13 protein-coding genes and 2 pseudogenes are annotated in these 15310 nt (G+C 59.0%); 10 read left to right on the forward strand and 5 right to left on the reverse strand.

Going from position 1 to position 15310, the window contains the following annotated elements; all coding sequences use genetic code 11:
• Positions 1-99: 99 nt before the first annotated feature.
• Genes J2W46_RS33545 through J2W46_RS33575 form a run of 7 tightly spaced genes read left to right on the forward strand, consistent with a single transcriptional unit; the run spans position 100 to position 6446 of the window.
• The gene (locus tag J2W46_RS33545; RefSeq protein ID WP_110406154.1) at positions 100-1125 is read left to right on the forward strand and encodes an ABC transporter substrate-binding protein; all 1026 of its coding nucleotides are present in this window, start codon (positions 100-102) and stop codon (positions 1123-1125) included.
• Positions 1122-1976: an ABC transporter ATP-binding protein gene (locus J2W46_RS33550; RefSeq protein WP_110406153.1), complete on the forward strand. Its 855-nt coding sequence runs from the start codon at positions 1122-1124 to the stop codon at positions 1974-1976. The genes J2W46_RS33545 and J2W46_RS33550 overlap by 4 nt, the downstream gene beginning before the upstream one ends.
• Positions 1957-2763, forward strand: coding sequence for an ABC transporter permease (locus J2W46_RS33555; RefSeq protein ID WP_310360193.1), 807 nt, complete (start codon positions 1957-1959; stop codon positions 2761-2763). The genes J2W46_RS33550 and J2W46_RS33555 overlap by 20 nt, the downstream gene beginning before the upstream one ends.
• Before the next feature lie 39 nt (positions 2764-2802).
• Positions 2803-3558 carry an SDR family NAD(P)-dependent oxidoreductase gene (locus J2W46_RS33560; RefSeq protein WP_310360196.1) on the forward strand — a complete coding sequence of 252 codons (756 nt, stop codon included), beginning with the start codon at positions 2803-2805 and terminating at the stop codon, positions 3556-3558.
• 13 nt (positions 3559-3571) lie between these two features.
• On the forward strand, positions 3572-4414 hold the full coding sequence (locus J2W46_RS33565) for a fumarylacetoacetate hydrolase family protein (protein ID WP_310360197.1): 843 nt from the start codon (positions 3572-3574) through the stop codon (positions 4412-4414).
• A 54-nt stretch (positions 4415-4468) separates the two neighbouring features.
• Positions 4469-5500 (forward strand): ABC transporter substrate-binding protein, encoded by a 1032-nt coding sequence (locus J2W46_RS33570; protein ID WP_310360201.1) that lies wholly within the window; start codon positions 4469-4471, stop codon positions 5498-5500.
• A 22-nt stretch (positions 5501-5522) separates the two neighbouring features.
• A complete protein-coding gene (locus J2W46_RS33575) occupies positions 5523-6446 on the forward strand; it encodes an SMP-30/gluconolactonase/LRE family protein (protein WP_310360205.1) in 924 nt (307 codons plus the stop codon).
• Here the strand turns inward: J2W46_RS33575 and J2W46_RS33580 are convergent.
• The 3 genes and pseudogenes from J2W46_RS33580 to J2W46_RS33590 all read right to left on the reverse strand — a co-directional run bounded on the left by J2W46_RS33580 (position 6437) and on the right by J2W46_RS33590 (position 10461).
• Positions 6437-7354: a LysR family transcriptional regulator gene (locus J2W46_RS33580; RefSeq protein WP_310360211.1), complete on the reverse strand. Its 918-nt coding sequence runs from the start codon at positions 7352-7354 to the stop codon at positions 6437-6439. The genes J2W46_RS33575 and J2W46_RS33580 overlap by 10 nt on opposite strands.
• A 406-nt stretch (positions 7355-7760) precedes the next feature.
• Positions 7761-8231: pseudogene (locus J2W46_RS33585) on the reverse strand (patatin-like phospholipase family protein); the annotation flags it as partial.
• 826 nt (positions 8232-9057) lie between these two features.
• Positions 9058-10461 (reverse strand): ISNCY family transposase, encoded by a 1404-nt coding sequence (locus J2W46_RS33590; protein ID WP_310360224.1) that lies wholly within the window; start codon positions 10459-10461, stop codon positions 9058-9060.
• A gap of 553 nt (positions 10462-11014) precedes the next feature.
• On the opposite strand from J2W46_RS33590, the gene J2W46_RS33595 reads away from it, so the two are divergent.
• Positions 11015-11239 carry a hypothetical protein gene (locus J2W46_RS33595; protein WP_310360213.1) on the forward strand — a complete coding sequence of 75 codons (225 nt, stop codon included), beginning with the start codon at positions 11015-11017 and terminating at the stop codon, positions 11237-11239.
• Positions 11240-11580: 341 nt separating this feature from the next.
• A pseudogene (locus J2W46_RS33600) lies at positions 11581-12195 on the forward strand (GNAT family N-acetyltransferase).
• 347 nt (positions 12196-12542) lie between these two features.
• Here J2W46_RS33600 and J2W46_RS33605 read toward each other — a convergent pair.
• Together J2W46_RS33605 and J2W46_RS33610 are read right to left on the reverse strand one after the other, a co-directional pair.
• Positions 12543-12965: a hypothetical protein gene (locus J2W46_RS33605; RefSeq protein ID WP_310360215.1), complete on the reverse strand. Its 423-nt coding sequence runs from the start codon at positions 12963-12965 to the stop codon at positions 12543-12545.
• A complete protein-coding gene (locus tag J2W46_RS33610) occupies positions 12962-13294 on the reverse strand; it encodes a hypothetical protein (RefSeq protein ID WP_310360217.1) in 333 nt (110 codons plus the stop codon). Before J2W46_RS33610 ends, J2W46_RS33605 begins: the two co-directional genes overlap by 4 nt.
• Before the next feature lie 1292 nt (positions 13295-14586).
• On the opposite strand from J2W46_RS33610, the gene J2W46_RS33615 reads away from it, so the two are divergent.
• Positions 14587-15231: a hypothetical protein gene (locus J2W46_RS33615; RefSeq protein WP_310360220.1), complete on the forward strand. Its 645-nt coding sequence runs from the start codon at positions 14587-14589 to the stop codon at positions 15229-15231.
• Positions 15232-15310 lie beyond the last annotated feature (79 nt).

Consider the following 15310-nt stretch of genomic DNA (forward strand, 5'->3'; position numbering starts at 1 on the left):
GGACCGCGCCCGGCATCGCAGCAGTGACGGGGACGAGGACTCCGATTCCGGTTCCGAAGTTTGCCGCACCAGAAAATCCCACAAAGGGAGGAGACAATCATGAAGCTGAAACTCGCCATTTCGCTGTGCGCAGCGATCGGGCTTGCCTGTGGTTCCGTCACGGCCGTGGCCAAGGATGTCCCCGAAAAGCCTGAGTTGCACATAGCCGCGGCCTCGGTGGGCATCACCTATCTGCCCATGCTTGTCGCGAGGCAGCGTGGCTACTTCAAGGACGAAGGGCTAGACGTCACCATCGCCGCTTTCTCGGGCGGCTCGAAGACGCTTGAGGCCTTGCTGGGCGGCAGCTCCGACATGGTTGCGGGCGCCTATTCGAACACCATCACGATGGCAACCAAGGGCCAGCATCTGGTCGTGGTGGCGGCGCAGGTCATCTGTCCGGGCTGGATCTTCGGTGTGTCGCAAAAGCGCGAGGGCGAGGTGAAGTCGGCGAGAGATCTCAAAGGCATGCGGATCGGCGTGAGCGCACCAGGTTCGAGCACGCACATGGCGGTCAACTACATTCTTCACAAGGCAGGGCTGCAGCCTTCGGACGTGTCGATCATCGGCGTGGGGCAGGCGGCCGGGGCGGTCGCGGCTGTGCGGGCCGGCCAGATCGATGCGCTGATCGTCAACGACCCGAGCGCCACGGTCCTCACAAAGGACGGCAGTTTGAAGCCGCTCGAAAACATGCGCACGGCCGACGGCAACGTCAAGGTGTTCGGCTCGGATTATCCCGAGTCAAGCCTGTTCGCGACGCAGGACTTCGTAAACAGGAATCCAAAGACCGTGCAGGCCGTAGCCAATGCGATTGTGCGTGCGGAGAAGTGGATCGCGAAAGCGACCCCGCAACAGGTCGCGGACAATGTGCCCCCCGAGTTTCTGACGGACAACAAGGCGCTCTACGCCGAGGCGTTCACGAACAGCCGCCGGTGTATCGCGCAGAATGGAGAGATCACCCCCAAGGGCGCACAAACCGTGCGTGACGTGCTGGCGGCTTTCGACCCGACAGTGGCTTCGGCCCACATCGACCTCTCCTCGACCTACGACAACCGGTTCGTCAGGAAGGCAGCGGAGATCCAGCCATGAGCACCGCGACCTGCAGTGTCCCGCTCGCGAGCAGCGAGACCAGAGTGCGCGAAGCGCTTTGCTTCGACAACGTGACGTGCACCTTTGCCGGCAACGGCAAGAACGCACAGACCTACACCGCCATTTCAGGCGGCAACCTGACGATTGGCGATGGAGAGTTCGTCTCTATCGTCGGACCGACGGGTTGCGGCAAGTCCACGCTGCTTAACGTGGCCGCGGGACTGACACGGCCCTCGTCGGGGACGCTTAGCGTGTTTGGCGAGAAGCTAGCCAACGGCCTGAACCGGCAGGCCGCCTATCTGTTCCAAGTCGACGCGCTGATGCCATGGAAAACGGCCGAGGAAAACATCGCGATGGGCTTGATCTTCCACGGCACCCCGCGAGAAGAGGCGTTGGCTGTCGCGCGCGACTGGCTTGAGCGAGTAGGTCTGCACGGCCATGGCAAGAAATACCCGCATCAGATGTCGGGCGGCATGCGCAAGCGTGCGAGTCTGGCGCAGGCGCTGGCGCTCAACCCCCGCATCATCCTGATGGACGAGCCGTTCAGCGCGTTGGACATTCAGACCCGGCATCTGATGGAGAACGAACTGCTTCAGTTGTGGTCGTTCGACCGCAAATCCGTGATGTTCGTGACTCACGATCTCGAAGAGGCCATTTCTTTGTCGGACCGTGTGATCGTCCTGTCGGCTGGGCCCGCGACGCGGCCTATCGCTGAGTTCGACATCGATCTCGAACGTCCGCGCGAGATGTCGGAAATCCGTATGACGCAGCGTTTCCTGCAACTGCACTCCCAGATCTGGGACGTGCTTCGAGGGGAGGTTCTGAAAAGCTATGCGCACAATCGAATTTAAACCGACCAACCGGTTCACAGTGTTGCTGACCCGGCTCGCGATTCTGTTCGGCGTTCTGTTTCTGTGGTGGCTCGGTACCAGTCAGAAATGGCTGTCGCCATTCTTCTTCGGCGATCCGTTAGGCGTCGCCCGTCGTATCGTCGAATGGTTCGTGACGGGCTCGGTGTTTCGCCATCTGTACACCACGCTGCTCGAAACGATGCTGGCGTTCGCGATCGGCACGGTGTCCGGCCTGGCATGCGGCCTGTGGCTCGCGCTGAACCCGTTCCTTGCAGTCGTGTTCGATCCGTTCATCAAGGCCATGAATTCGATGCCGCGACTGATCTTCGCGCCGATCTTCGCGCTCTGGTTCGGCCTCGGCATCTGGTCCAAGGTGGCGCTCGGTGTGACGCTGGTTTTCTTCGTCGTGTTCTTCAACGTCTTCCAGGGCGTCCGCGAGGTGAGCCCAACCGTGTTGTCCAATAGTCGCATGCTGGGTGCGAGTTCGCGTCAGCTGATGCGGCACGTCTACCTGCCTTCCGCGACCAGTTGGGTATTTTCAAGCCTGCATAACGCGATCGGCATCGCCTTCGTAGGCAGCGTGGTGGGAGAGTACCTGGGTTCGGAGAAGGGAGTGGGTTACCTGATCCTGCTGGCCGAAGGCGTGTTCGACATCAACTCGGTTATCGCCGGCATTCTGGTGCTGACCGTCTTTGCCCTCGTTCTCGATACCGCGGTGTCGATGATCGAAGACCATCTGCTGCGCTGGCGGCCCGTTGCGGGGCAGACGGTCGCGGCTGGCGCTTAGGCGCGTTTCGCAACCGAACAGTTTTCCGAGGACATCATCTTGCAGACTAATGCGATCAACATGAAGGACCGCGTCGCCGTGGTAACTGGCGGAGCACAAGGTATCGGCCTCGAGGTCGGCCGCCGGCTGCTCGCCTCCGGCGCGCGGCTCGTGATCTGGGACATCAATTCTTCCGGCATGGAACAGGCCCGTGCCGGCCTCGGCGAGCACGACGTTCACTTCGAGCAGACCGACATCGTCGACTACGCGAGCGTGCAGGCGGCCGTCGCAGGAACGCTGAAAGCGGCCGGACGCATCGACATCCTGATCAATAACGCGGCCGTCGTCGGCCCCAATGCTGCCCTCATCGACTATCCGCTGGACGCCTGGAAGCAGGTGATCGACATCGACGTGAACGGCACCTTTCATTGCTGCCGTGCGGTCGTGCCGGGCATGATCGGCCAGAACTACGGCCGCATCGTCAATCTTGCCTCGGTGGCGGGCAAGGAGGGCAATCCGAATGCAGCGGCCTACAGTTCGGCCAAGGCTGCCGTCATCGCCATGACCAAGTCGCTCGGTAAGGAACTGGCGAGCCACGACATCGCGGTCAACTGCGTCACGCCGGCCGTGGCCCGCACGCCCGGCGCGATGGAGCAGTCGCCGGAACATATCCGCTACATGCTTGGCAAGATCCCGCGCGGCCGTTTTCTCGAACTCGGCGAAGCGGCCGCGATGATCGCCTGGCTCGCAAGCGAAGAGAATTCGTTCACCACCGGCGCGGTGTTCGACCTGTCCGGCGGACGCGCCACCTATTGATGCGAGCACATCTATGAAGCTGCTACGCTACGGTGCACCCGGCAAGGAAAAGCCCGGCGTGCTCGATGCCGATGGAAATATGCGTGACCTCTCGGGCTATGTACCCGACATCGCCGGCGACGTTCTGCTGCCCGATAGCCTTGCTCGTCTGAAGGCGCTCGATCTTGCGTCGTTGCCGCGGGTGGAAGGCAATGTCCGCCTCGGACCATGCGTCGGCGGGACGGGCAAATTCATCTGCATTGGTCTCAATTACTCGGACCATGCCGCGGAGACCGGCGCGACTGTGCCGCCGGAACCCATCATCTTCATGAAAGCGACGAGCGCGATCGTCGGCCCCGATGACACGATAGAGATTCCGCGCGATGCTCTGAAAACGGATTGGGAAGTCGAGCTGGGCGTCGTCATCGGCAAGACAGCAAAATATGTGAGGGAGCGCGACGCAATGGACCACGTCGCCGGCTACTGCGTGATCAACGACGTGTCCGAGCGCGCGTTTCAGGCCGAACGCCAGGGGCAGTGGACGAAAGGCAAATCGGCCGATACATTTGGTCCGACCGGCCCGTGGCTCGTGAGCGCGGACGAGGTGCCCGACCCTCAGGCGTTGCGGCTCTGGCTCGAGGTGAACGGGTACCGTTACCAGAACGGGAGCACCGCCACGATGGTGTATGGCGTGCGCTATCTGGTGGCCTACCTTTCGAAGTTCATGTCGCTGCAACCGGGCGACATTATTTCGACGGGTACGCCGCCGGGCGTCGGGCTGGGGCAGAAGCCGCCTGTCTATCTGAAGTCAGGCGATGTGGTCACGCTCGGCATCGAAGGCCTCGGCAAGCAGCGTCAGGACGTCGTGCAGGGCTGATGTTCTGGAATGCAGTGGGACGTAGTCGCAAACAAGGACAGGAGACATATCATCGTGAGAACACTCGGGCGTCTGATCTTGCCGCTACTGGCCACGTGCGCGGCCCTGGTGATCGCGCAACCGTTGGCCGCCGTTGCCGGCCCGGCGCCCGAGAAGAGCAGCATCGACCTGGCCGCGGCGGGCGTGGGTTTTCCATATCTGCCATTTGTGATTGCGCAAAGCCGCGGATATTTCAAACAGGCCGGACTCGATGTCCAGATCGGTGTCTTCAGCGGCGGGGCGAAAGCGTTGCAGGCGATGCTGGGCGGCAGCGCCGACATCGTGGCGGGTGCTTATTCCAACACTATCACCATGGCGGCGAAGGGACAGCACCTGGTATCTTTCGTCACGCTAGCATCGTGCCCTGGCTGGGTGTTTGGCGCGACGCGCGCGAGCCATGGCAAGGTCAGAACGTATGCGGACCTCAAGGGCATGCGCATCGGCGTGAGCTCGCCCGGTTCCAGCTTTCACATGGGCGTGAATTACCTGTTGAGCAGGTCTGGCCTGAAGCCGGGCGACGTGTCGATCATCGGGGTGGGCTCGTCGGCCGGCGCGATTGCCGCTGCGCGCAGCGGCCAGATCGACGCGCTGATGAGCAACGACCCGGTCGCAACCGTGCTGCAGGACAGCGGCGATCTGTTCACGCTGGCCGTCATGCGCGATCCGGCCGGTACGCGCGCCACGCTCGGCGGCGACTATCCAGAAGCATCTATCTATACGACGAGGGACTTCGCAACCCGATACCCCAATACCGTGCAGGCGGTGACGAATGCAATTCTCGCGGCCGAGCGCTGGATGGCGCACGCCACGCCCGAGCAGGTTGCTGCGGCCGTGCCGCCGCAATACGCGCTGGCCGACAAGGATGTGTTCGCGCGAGCCTACGCGAACATGCAGCGCTGTATCTCGCGTGATGGCCTGATGACGGACGCCGCCGCTCACACGGTGCACGATGTGCTGGCGGCGTTCGATCCTGAGATCGGCAAAGCATCGATCGACCTCAAGGCCACTTACGACAATCGCTTCGTCGAAAATGCCGACAAGCACTGAATCGAAAAAAAGGGGACCGACGATGGAGAGCGGCATTCGCATCCTGGCCGAGGGCCTGAAATTTCCGGAAGGGCCGGTGGCGATGCCCGATGGCTCGATCGTGCTGGTGGAAATCGAGCGCGAGACCATCAGCCGCGTAGCAGCCGACGGAACGGTCGACGTGCTGGCGCAAGTGGGCGGGGGCCCCAACGGATTGGCGTTAGGGCCGGACGGGGCACTGTATGTCTGCAACAACGGCGGCTTTTTGTTCCGCACCGTCGCTGGGTTGAACCGCACTAGACCGGGCATACACCCCGCCTACACCAGCGGTCGGATCGAGCGCTTCGAACCGAAGACAGGCGCGCTCACAACACTGTACGACCGTTGCGGCGACTTTGCGCTGAGCGGTCCCAACGATATCGTGTTTGATCATGACGGCGGCTTCTATTTCACCGACTTCGGCAAAAACCGGCTGCGCGACCGAGATCACGCCGGTCTCTATTACGGTCGGGCAGACGGATCGATGATCGTGGAAGTGGCCTATCCGCTCACCACCGCGAACGGCGTAGGCCTGTCGCCGGACGACAGCGTGGTCTATGTGGCCGAAACGGAGACGGCGCGCCTGTGGGCGTTCGACCTTGACGTACCGGGCCGGGCGCGCAAGCACCCTTATCCGTCGCCGCACGGCGGGCGTCTTGTATGCGGCTTGCCGGGCTACCAGCGCTTTGACAGCCTGGCAGTGGATGCGCAAGGCAATATCTGTGTGGCCACGCTGGTCACCGGCTGCATCACCGTCGTTGCGCCGACCGGCGAGGTGCTGCGGCAGGTCATGGTGCCGGATGGCATGGTGACCAATATCTGTTTCGGCGGCGCCGACATGAAGACGGCCTACGTGACGCTGTCGGGTACAGGGCGCCTCGGCTCACTGCCCTGGCCGCAGGCCGGCCTGAAACTCGCCTATTCGTGACGATCGGGCGCCGGCTGTGCGTTCTGGCTTTCGAGCAGGTGTTTCAGAAAAAGCTGGAGCGGCGCGGGAAGCGTCTCGGCTTCGCGTACGCAGATCTTCCAATGCCGCTCGGCCCACGGTTCGTCCAGTCGCACGGCCACTAACGGCCCTGAACTGACGTAACGCTCTGCATGATGCTCAGGGACCAACCCGATGCCGAGGCGTGCTTCCACCATGCTGCGCACCGGCTCGAAGCCGTTGACGCGGATCGACAGTTTGAGCGGGTGGTCCAGGTCGGCTGCCGCGCGTAGTACCAGTGAATTCAAATAGCTGCCCGGTTGAGGGCCCACTAGCGGATACCTGGCCACGTCGCGGAATGTGACCCGGTCGGCATGGCTCAGCGGATGATCAGGCGGCATGATGACGACCAGCCGGTCGCTGCGGTACGGATAGACCTGTAAGCCCGTGGTCACGGTCGTGCCGCCGAAGACGCCGATATCCGCGGCGTTTTCGGCCACGGCCCGGACTACGGCGGGGCTCAGACTCTCCTGCAGGTCGATGCGCAGGCCCGGGTGCAGTGCAAGGAAGTCGCGGATGTCGTCGGCAATGTACTGGACGATGGTGGAGAGGCTGGCGTTCAGTCTTATCTGACCGCGCACCCCTTCCGCATGATCGAGCAACTCGCTTTCCATCTGGCAGATGTCGCGCAGGACCACGCGCGCATGCTGCAGCAAGGCCGCGGCTGCGGCTGTCAACTCAAGCCCTTTGTTGCTGCGCACGAAGAGGGCGGTCTTGAGTGCGTCCTCGAGATGCGACATGCGCTTGCTCAGAGCCGAGGGCGCAATGTTCTCTGCTTCTGCCGCGCGGGCAATGCTGCCGTGCTCGCAGACAGCGACGAACAGTTTCAGCGATTGCAAATCCAGACGCATCGAGTCTCCGGGGGGCGGTCTTGTGCCGAAGTGCTTGCCTTCCTATTGAGCCAAAGTATGCCCGGGACGGGTTGCTTGTGCAAAAGCCCGGGCAGGGCTTTGCGAACAATTCAATCGGGCAAACAGGTGCGCTATACAGCATGACATCGTTCTGGTCTTTTCTGTACTGCCTCCACGCCCAGCCCGCACAAAACAGGGTCACGCTGAGAAATACGACAAGCAGGATCCATCCATCATAGTGCGAGGCGCGGCGGCCCGGCGAATCGTAGCTCATGATGAACAGGCCCTGCTCGGCCAGCAGGAGCGGAGACAGAGATACGATCGCTGAAGCCAGGAAAGCCAGTGACATCGTCAGTAGTCGTCCAAGGCCGGTTTCCAGATAGCCTTCTGATCGAAGGAGCCGCTCGCGCGCAGCTTCTGCACGCGACACCCGCTCCCTCGTGCCATCCTGTACATCCTGGCCGTACAGATAGCTAGTGGCCGCGTAGCCGCCCCCGGAAACGCTGGAAAGATAGTCGATCTCCCGCATCTTTTCGCTGTGTTCCAGCCAGCGCAGGACGCCTAGGCTGAAGCAGGCTGCCCGAATGCCCCCACCCGATAGTGCAAGACCGACAGTGCCCCCACTGTGGATACCCGCACTCTTCCGACGCCTGGAAATGTGATCGGCTTCCTCTGATTGTGCATCGTGTGCCCTGAGTTGTACCGGCGCATCCGGCACCGTGACTACCTGCCGGTATCGTACCAGCAGCATACATAGACCGACTGGCGGGACGATGCACGAGATGACGAGGGCAAGCATCCACCACCAGGGGGGTGCGTCCTTGATCCTGATCTTATCTCCGGGCAATGATTCGGCTTTCCGCATCACTTGATTCATGCAGGTAGTCTCGAGAATCTATAACGGCAGGACGGCCATCCGGCTTGAGCGGAGCGGCGACTGTCCCGCTCATTGGGGCGTATTGGAGACTCGCAGCGGGTCAAGGGAGCGAGGGGAGGCGTACGTCGACCAGTGCAGACATCTCACGCCAGCGGCGGTCTACCTGATCGTGAAGGAAGTGTTGCAACGTGGCGCCGACATGCGTTAAGCGGGCGACGCGGCTGGCGCTGAAACACTGCGTGGCGCATCGACACTTTGGTCGCGCCGCAGTTCCGCTTAACAAACATCAGCACGAGGCAGGCACCGACCTGCGCTTCATCCAGAAAAACATACACCACGCATCGATCCAGCCGGCCGGCATTTATCTTCACGCTGAAGACAATCTGCGCCACGTCGAGGCCATGAGAGGGGAGCGAGGGGGACGATGCAGTGGCATCAGATGTGCACAGCATTCATAGTTTAGCTCCGAAGCACTTCTCGGGCATCTAACTCGGCCGTCGTCGTGCAGGAGGTCTACGCAGCCAGAAGCAGCGGAGGGTCGCTAGTGAAAAAGGAATCTACTGCGCCGGGGGGGCGGTTAGCGAAAGCTTCTGACCGACCTATGCTGCATAGATCGCATAGGCCTTAATGTCGAGCGCATGGGTTTTTGCTTGGCGGTCCGATAGAAAACGCTAAAGCCTGAACCCGCAAACACGACATTTCAATCTAGCGGAAACGCGACATCTGAACTTGGGACTCACACCGTTTGTCGAGGCTTTGTTGAGATGTCCGGTTTCCGGCTAGATAGAAATGTCCGGTTTCAGCGTGGTGTTGGTCCTGTTTCCTTTTATGGTTCTGGTTTGGGGCGGCGCAGCCGCCCCCCGTCCCCCGTTTCTTTGGCGCTTATTCCGAGAATGGCCTGGTTCAGGTCAGCAACCTCGATCGCACGCTGTTTCTTCAGCCCAAGCAGTGCTTTCTTCGCCCGGACTGCTTCGCCACAGTGCGTGCGCGACGGTGAGCCCGCCGCGCGTCGATCGTCACGTATCTCCTGTATCGAGCGGGCCACGGCAAGCGCATGCGAGAGGCGCTTGTTGTCGATCTCGGCGCCCTGGTCGATCCTGGCAATGCGGTCGTATTCCGTGTACGGCAACACGTTGCCGTCAGCCTGAATCTCGATCCTTCCGTCGGGATACTCGACGACCTCCACGTACTGGTGGACCAGGCTGCGGTTGGCTACCGTGTCCTGCAGCAAATACATCACCCGGTCATACTGCACCGTCAGCGCATTCGTGACCTTGCGCGGCACGCGATAGGCCAGAATCTGCCGCAGGTCCTCGTCATCGCGGATCGGCCGATGAGCGTTGTGATCGCTCGCGGCCGCCCTGGCAAAACGCCGGTTAAAGTCCGCGACGAAGGAGGGCGCATACGCATTGGCGGCCTCCCATGTGCTGATGCCGCGCAACCGCAGTTCCTTCACCAGCCGGTCCTGCAGCGTCTGGTTCGCGCGCTCCACGCGCCCCTTGGCCTGGCTCGAATTCGCGCAGAACGTCTCGATATTGAGTTCGTACAGGGCACGCCCGAACTGCGTGACGCCTTTGCCCGCCGTCGCCGAGCGGTCCTTCACGTAGAACACGCTGGCCTTGTCACTGTAGAACGCGACAGGCTTGCCATGCGCCTTCAGATACTTGCCAAGCGCCTCGAAATAGCTGAAGGTCGATTCGGTGGCCGTAAAGTGCAGCGCCATCAGGCGCCCGGTTGCGTCGTCGATGAATACCAGCAGCGTGCACGCCGGCGCCCGCTGCTCGAACCAGCGATGATCGCTGCCGTCAATCTGGATCAGTTCGCCATAACACGCCCGACGGTTGCGCGGCTGGAAGACCTTCGGCGGCCGCTGCGCCCGTGGCACCCATAGTCCGGCGTCGTACATCCATTGCCGCACCGTTTCCTTCGCCAACCGGATGCCGTGACACTCGTCGAGCTTCTCGCGCGCCAGCGTCGGCCCGAAATCGGCATAGCGCTCCCGGACGATGGCGATTACCCGCGCCCGCAGGTTCATCGAAAACTGCCGGTTGCTCGGCTGGCCACGTCTGCCCGAAACCAGACCGGCAGCCCCGGAAGCCTCGAAGCGGCGCTTCAGACGCAACACCTGACGCTGACTCAGTCCCAGCTGGTCAGCTGCGCGCACACCGCTCAGACGTCCTTCAACGACCGATTCGATAACCTTGATACGTCGTAGCTCGTTCATGCTGATCGTGACCAGTCCGGGTTCGTTCATCACGGGCTCCATCGTGCGCAGACACCCGCAGGATGCGACACGGAAAATCCCAAACCGGACATTTCTATCTAGCTCAAACCGGACATTACTAAATAGCCGTCACATCCATTCCGTTGATAATTTAATTTATGTCAAATACGGACCGCGACGTTGACGGGGCCGTGACAGCTGGCGGCGTTGACTACGACACTAAATGGACAGCGATTGCTGCTCACTCGTTGGGCCGTGTCGAATCTGCGGGCACCCCGCGACCGTCGGTTTGCGGGCCATGAAGAGTCGTTCGCCCCCGCCGTCGCCCGGACGTCTGAGGGGCGCCGGGACTGAAGCTGGTCGTCGACACCTGCGCCGGCAAGCGGCGGCCTTCGGGTCGTTGTCGCCGAGGACCTTTGAAATACCTAGGGTTTGTACCTATTCCGGCAACTCTCAATTGTTCCGCAAGAGCTTAATCACAAGCCGCCTCCGGCCTAAACTAAAAGCACTGAATCGCAAACGGGTGTTTGCGGAAAATCAAGCCCTGGAGGTAAGGATCATGAAACTTGTTCAATCGCTCGTTGTGGCCGCTGCTCTCGCTATTCCGGCTGTATCGTCTTTCGCTCAATCGAACGAGGTGGCCGCACCGGTCAATTCTCTGTCGGGAACCCATCAGCATCTGCGTTCGTTCCGTCACGATGTTTCTCGCTTGGGCCACAAAATCCAGGGTTCAATTCGTCCGGATGCAAACGGCGGGATGAAGCCGATTTACTTCGGTTCGTAAATCACCGGGGTTGAATTCTATAGGGCACTGTTGACGTCCATGCTTTAGACCGTAGGTATTCTGTAGTTGCAATGCATCGAAGCGCGCAGATCAATCTGCGCGTTTTCGCTTTTTCGAGAACCGTCCTAATGTGCCTGCATTTAGCTGCGAGCGATGTCCGCTTCGGGGTCGATTTCTATCGACCGCATCGGGCAGGGACCGGCCCACGAGCGGACGGTCGACGGCTGGCGCAGGATCGCTGACAATCGCTATTCTGCTGCTCTCGCCGGCGTGCGAACGCTTGCATCGAAAGGAGGGGGCACCTTGAAACGCAACGCCGACTCAAAACTTTCCTAACGGTTATGAACGACGCAGCTCGACTGACCTTTTCTGGCAACACTGTTCAACTTCGCATTCTCGAACCCGCAGACGCGCCCGCTCTGATCGATGCCGCTGCTGACGGCCAGCTTTGAAACTTGAACGTTACTGTTGTGCCGGGACGGTCGACTATCGATGGATACATCGCTTCGGCGTTGCGCGGGTATGAGGAAGGTCACGTCATCCCATTCGTGGTCATCGCTCGTGATAGCGCACGCATCGTTGGCAGCACGCGCTTTTGGAAGATAGACAGCGCCAATAGGAAGCTTGAGATCGGCCATACCTGGCTGAGCCAGTCCGCTCAACGAACAGCGGCAAACACGGAGGCGAAATACCTCATGTTGAAGCATGCATTCGAAGTAATGCAGACTGTCCGGGTGCAGTTCACCACCGATGAGTTGAACGAGAAATCGCGGGCGGCGATCTTGCGGATCGGCGCAAAGCAGGAAGGTATTGTGCGCCATGAGCGGATCATGCCGGACGGCCGCAAACGCAATTCGGTGCGATTCAGCATCATTGATACGGAGTGGCCGGACGTGAAGAACCAGCTGGAAGAGAAGCTCGCCTGCCGGGCGAGCGCCCCGGACCCGATGACCTAACGCTCTGCGACCAGCAGGCGCGCGCCGCGTCGAACGTCGCGGCATTCCGAAGTCGGCCATGAGCCGCCGTTCGAAGTCGTCGTCCAGTTCCTATGCCCGATCTCCTAGGCCCTTGCTCACCAGCCGCTTTGCAGCGAGCAAATCACGGGTGACACTGCCTTGAATCGGCCACAAGCCGCCGTTCAAAGATATCGTCGAACGGACATTCAGGCGTGGCCTTCCTCCCCGTGACCGGACGGTGAACCGAACTGATGTTCATAGGGACAGCCACGACGCGTAATTGCCACTTTCATAGTGCAGACATGGATTCTCTGTGAGACTGCATTTCATGTCCGAAACTGATTTGTCTATTTCAGATATTTCTGACCTTTGCTTCCTTGTCCACACGGACCACTTGTTCGCAATACAAGCCCATACAACTCAATAGAGATTCGCGGGCGCTGAGCTAGAACACACCGTTGAAATTTTTCTTGAAATACAGGGGTCGCCGATACTGGATCCTCGGCTATTATCAGCGGGCCGATTTCGTCGCGGGTGCTTTCAGCACAAAAGCGAAGTAAATCAGGTTGTGTGTTGTCGAGATTTGATTCGACTAGCAGCTTAAGGCTAGTAGGAGAGCTACCCCAGCTTCTCATTGGGATGGTGTCTTGATCTCCATTTTCAAATTGCAGCTTGCTACAGCCCACGCTGGGTGCAGTGCCGAGATCAATTTCCAGGCTCAGACAACGTTGACTTTCTAATAAAATTACAAGAAATAGTAAAAATTTCATTTTTTGACTACCTCATTTTCGCAGACACCAGGCTTAAGATTTTCAATTGCTTTGCTCTGAGACGCACGCTCGTCATTCAGGTCAGAGGTCGCATTTTTCAAATCAAAATTTAGTGCAGCGATTGCATCGACCGCTGATTTAGCCGCCTGCCCGGTCAGCTTTTTCTTTTTTTCAACGAGGTCGTCAATATCATGCTGAAGAGATAAAATGTTTTTCTTTAGGGATTCAGACTGAACTCGACTTTCGACGAGAGCAAGGCCGTTTTGTGCCTGACATTGGAGGACGCGTACCTCTTGCTTTGTTGCAAAATAGTCCCTAACGAAAAACACTGCACTTACTAGCGCCACTATCTATAAAATGAACTCCTTGTATTGATTAGCGACTTTAAGAAAGCCTTGTGTTGAATCTTCACTATTCTGACCTGTATCCGCCATCTTTTTTACCCCATAAAAAGGGGGAGGTTGGTAGGTGCTATTGAAGTCAATCACAGCGCCTGATGCAAATACCGCCAAAACACAGGTTATTGACGTCTATTAAGTCTGGTCTTCAACTAATTAGGTACTAACAGAAGCCAAAATTTTCGGTCGAAAAGAAGCCGTTTCGCGAAGCGTGGCTGTGGCGTGGCACGTTTCCCTAGAGACCGTCGGCATGACGGCTATTCTCGACCGGTCTGTCGGCATTACAGTACAGACGTTGGAGTGGCGGATCAGCGGAGGAGGCCGCCGAATGGGCGGAGCGGATCGAAGGGCAGTTGTGGGTCGGGGGCCGTCTTACGCAGCAAGAAACGGTGCGAACACGCTGAGGTCACTATGTCAGACCGGGATCGGCCACTTTCGGCCGTCCGACATCAATCGCGGATGTTACCAATCGACACGGTATGCGCAGTCGAAGGTCGGTCAAAATCGGCCTTTGGCGAATGCAGTTGTTGCCAATTCGCTAGCGAAAGACGAGCATCAACTTCGAGCGAGACCATCATCGTTTGATGGGACCACCGAGACTCGAAAAAATGCCAGTACGCCATCTTAGATTCATTGCGCGAATCAGCCTCATGGTCGCCAGCGGCTACAGCCTCCTTCTTATGGGGGGTGTGCCTTGTTGGGCGCAGAAAAGGATGCTCAAGCGCCGTTCGATGGTTTGGTGTGTTTCGATGGATCATTTAATGATTGTGTTAGAACATTAGATGTAGGCGATATAAAAACCCCGGTAGCCGATGATGGCGCACCTATTTTTGACGAGAAATTTATATTCACGACCAAGGTTCGGAAAAAGAATTGCCCTCTTCGGATGGCAAGTATCGGTGTGGATTCGGCGAGCTCCAATACACCCCTAAAGTCGACGTGGCTTTAGCAGATCTAATTGGAATTCGTAGGATTTAAGTAGGTTCTTGCAGCTTCGTCTGATGAAAGTCGATCTACCGTGGTATTAGCGATCATCCAATCGGCAATATTATCTCTGGCATACATTTACGCTGGCCAAGTACTGATATGTGAGCATGTTGTCGGTTATGTAGACGGAGGACAACTGGCCGGATCGGCGGGTACATTGAGCATATTGCCCTTCGTGCGATGCGGAGTCGTGACTAGAATTGGGTAGGTTTGCAACACTGAGCGATGGAACAGACATGGATCCGCGTGACACAGGATTACGGCGCAACTGCCAAGCGCATATCGGTGCGCTTGTCATCGCCGCGCTTCTTTTTCCGGCAGCAGGCAACGCGGACGTTGGCGGTTTGCCTAGCACCGATGAGCGTGCCATCGTCTACCGAGAATTGGAGCGCCAGTATGTCCGAGGCGCTCTAAATGAAGACGATGGACGGGGTGCACTGTGTAGAACGCACGACCCCCAAGAGCCCGTGCCCGTCGAGATCCTGCTTCCGAACGGCAGATATCAGAAGTCGAAGGTGACTGCGACATGCAGCTTAGACATCGATACAGGCTGCCAATCGGGGATGTTTCCGGTTGAACGTCTGGAAGAAGACGGACGGTGGGCATGGACCAAGTCACGCATTGGCTATCTTGCTTATCTCAGGCGCCTCGTGCTCACCTCAGGAATACCGGAGACCGTGCTTAAGCCAGAGCTTGATGCGATGGAAAATCTTATATTGACGAATATCGCGCGCCGACTCGCTCGTCCAGTGGGGTTACAGACTTATGAATTTGCAACTGGAATGGGTCTACCAAACGACTTGAAATTCGATAACGGAAGAATGGCAGATTTAGAGCGAGCATTTGCGGGTCATTGGAACGCGTATGGAGCAGCCCCCTGAAACACCGGACACAGTCTCCCACTTAAAATTACGGGTAGGCATAAGGCTGTGTTTTTGACTAACACCAGGCAGGAAGCGA

The sequence above is a fragment of the Paraburkholderia strydomiana genome (assembly GCF_031456815.1).
Taxonomy (GTDB): domain Bacteria; phylum Pseudomonadota; class Gammaproteobacteria; order Burkholderiales; family Burkholderiaceae; genus Paraburkholderia; species Paraburkholderia caledonica.

What these genes read in the sequence shown, in the direction of transcription:
- J2W46_RS33605 (WP_310360215.1), bottom strand. Translation starts at nt 12,965, where the DNA reads ATGAAATTTTTACTATTTCTTGTAATTTTATTAGAAAGTCAACGTTGT.
- J2W46_RS33615 (WP_310360220.1), top strand. Translation starts at nt 14,587, where the DNA reads ATGGATCCGCGTGACACAGGATTACGGCGCAACTGCCAAGCGCATATC.
- J2W46_RS33550 (WP_110406153.1), top strand. Translation starts at nt 1,122, where the DNA reads ATGAGCACCGCGACCTGCAGTGTCCCGCTCGCGAGCAGCGAGACCAGA.
- J2W46_RS33595 (WP_310360213.1), top strand. Translation starts at nt 11,015, where the DNA reads ATGAAACTTGTTCAATCGCTCGTTGTGGCCGCTGCTCTCGCTATTCCG.
- J2W46_RS33575 (WP_310360205.1), top strand. Translation starts at nt 5,523, where the DNA reads ATGGAGAGCGGCATTCGCATCCTGGCCGAGGGCCTGAAATTTCCGGAA.
- J2W46_RS33555 (WP_310360193.1), top strand. Translation starts at nt 1,957, where the DNA reads ATGCGCACAATCGAATTTAAACCGACCAACCGGTTCACAGTGTTGCTG.
- J2W46_RS33565 (WP_310360197.1), top strand. Translation starts at nt 3,572, where the DNA reads ATGAAGCTGCTACGCTACGGTGCACCCGGCAAGGAAAAGCCCGGCGTG.
- J2W46_RS33545 (WP_110406154.1), top strand. Translation starts at nt 100, where the DNA reads ATGAAGCTGAAACTCGCCATTTCGCTGTGCGCAGCGATCGGGCTTGCC.
- J2W46_RS33580 (WP_310360211.1), bottom strand. Translation starts at nt 7,354, where the DNA reads ATGCGTCTGGATTTGCAATCGCTGAAACTGTTCGTCGCTGTCTGCGAG.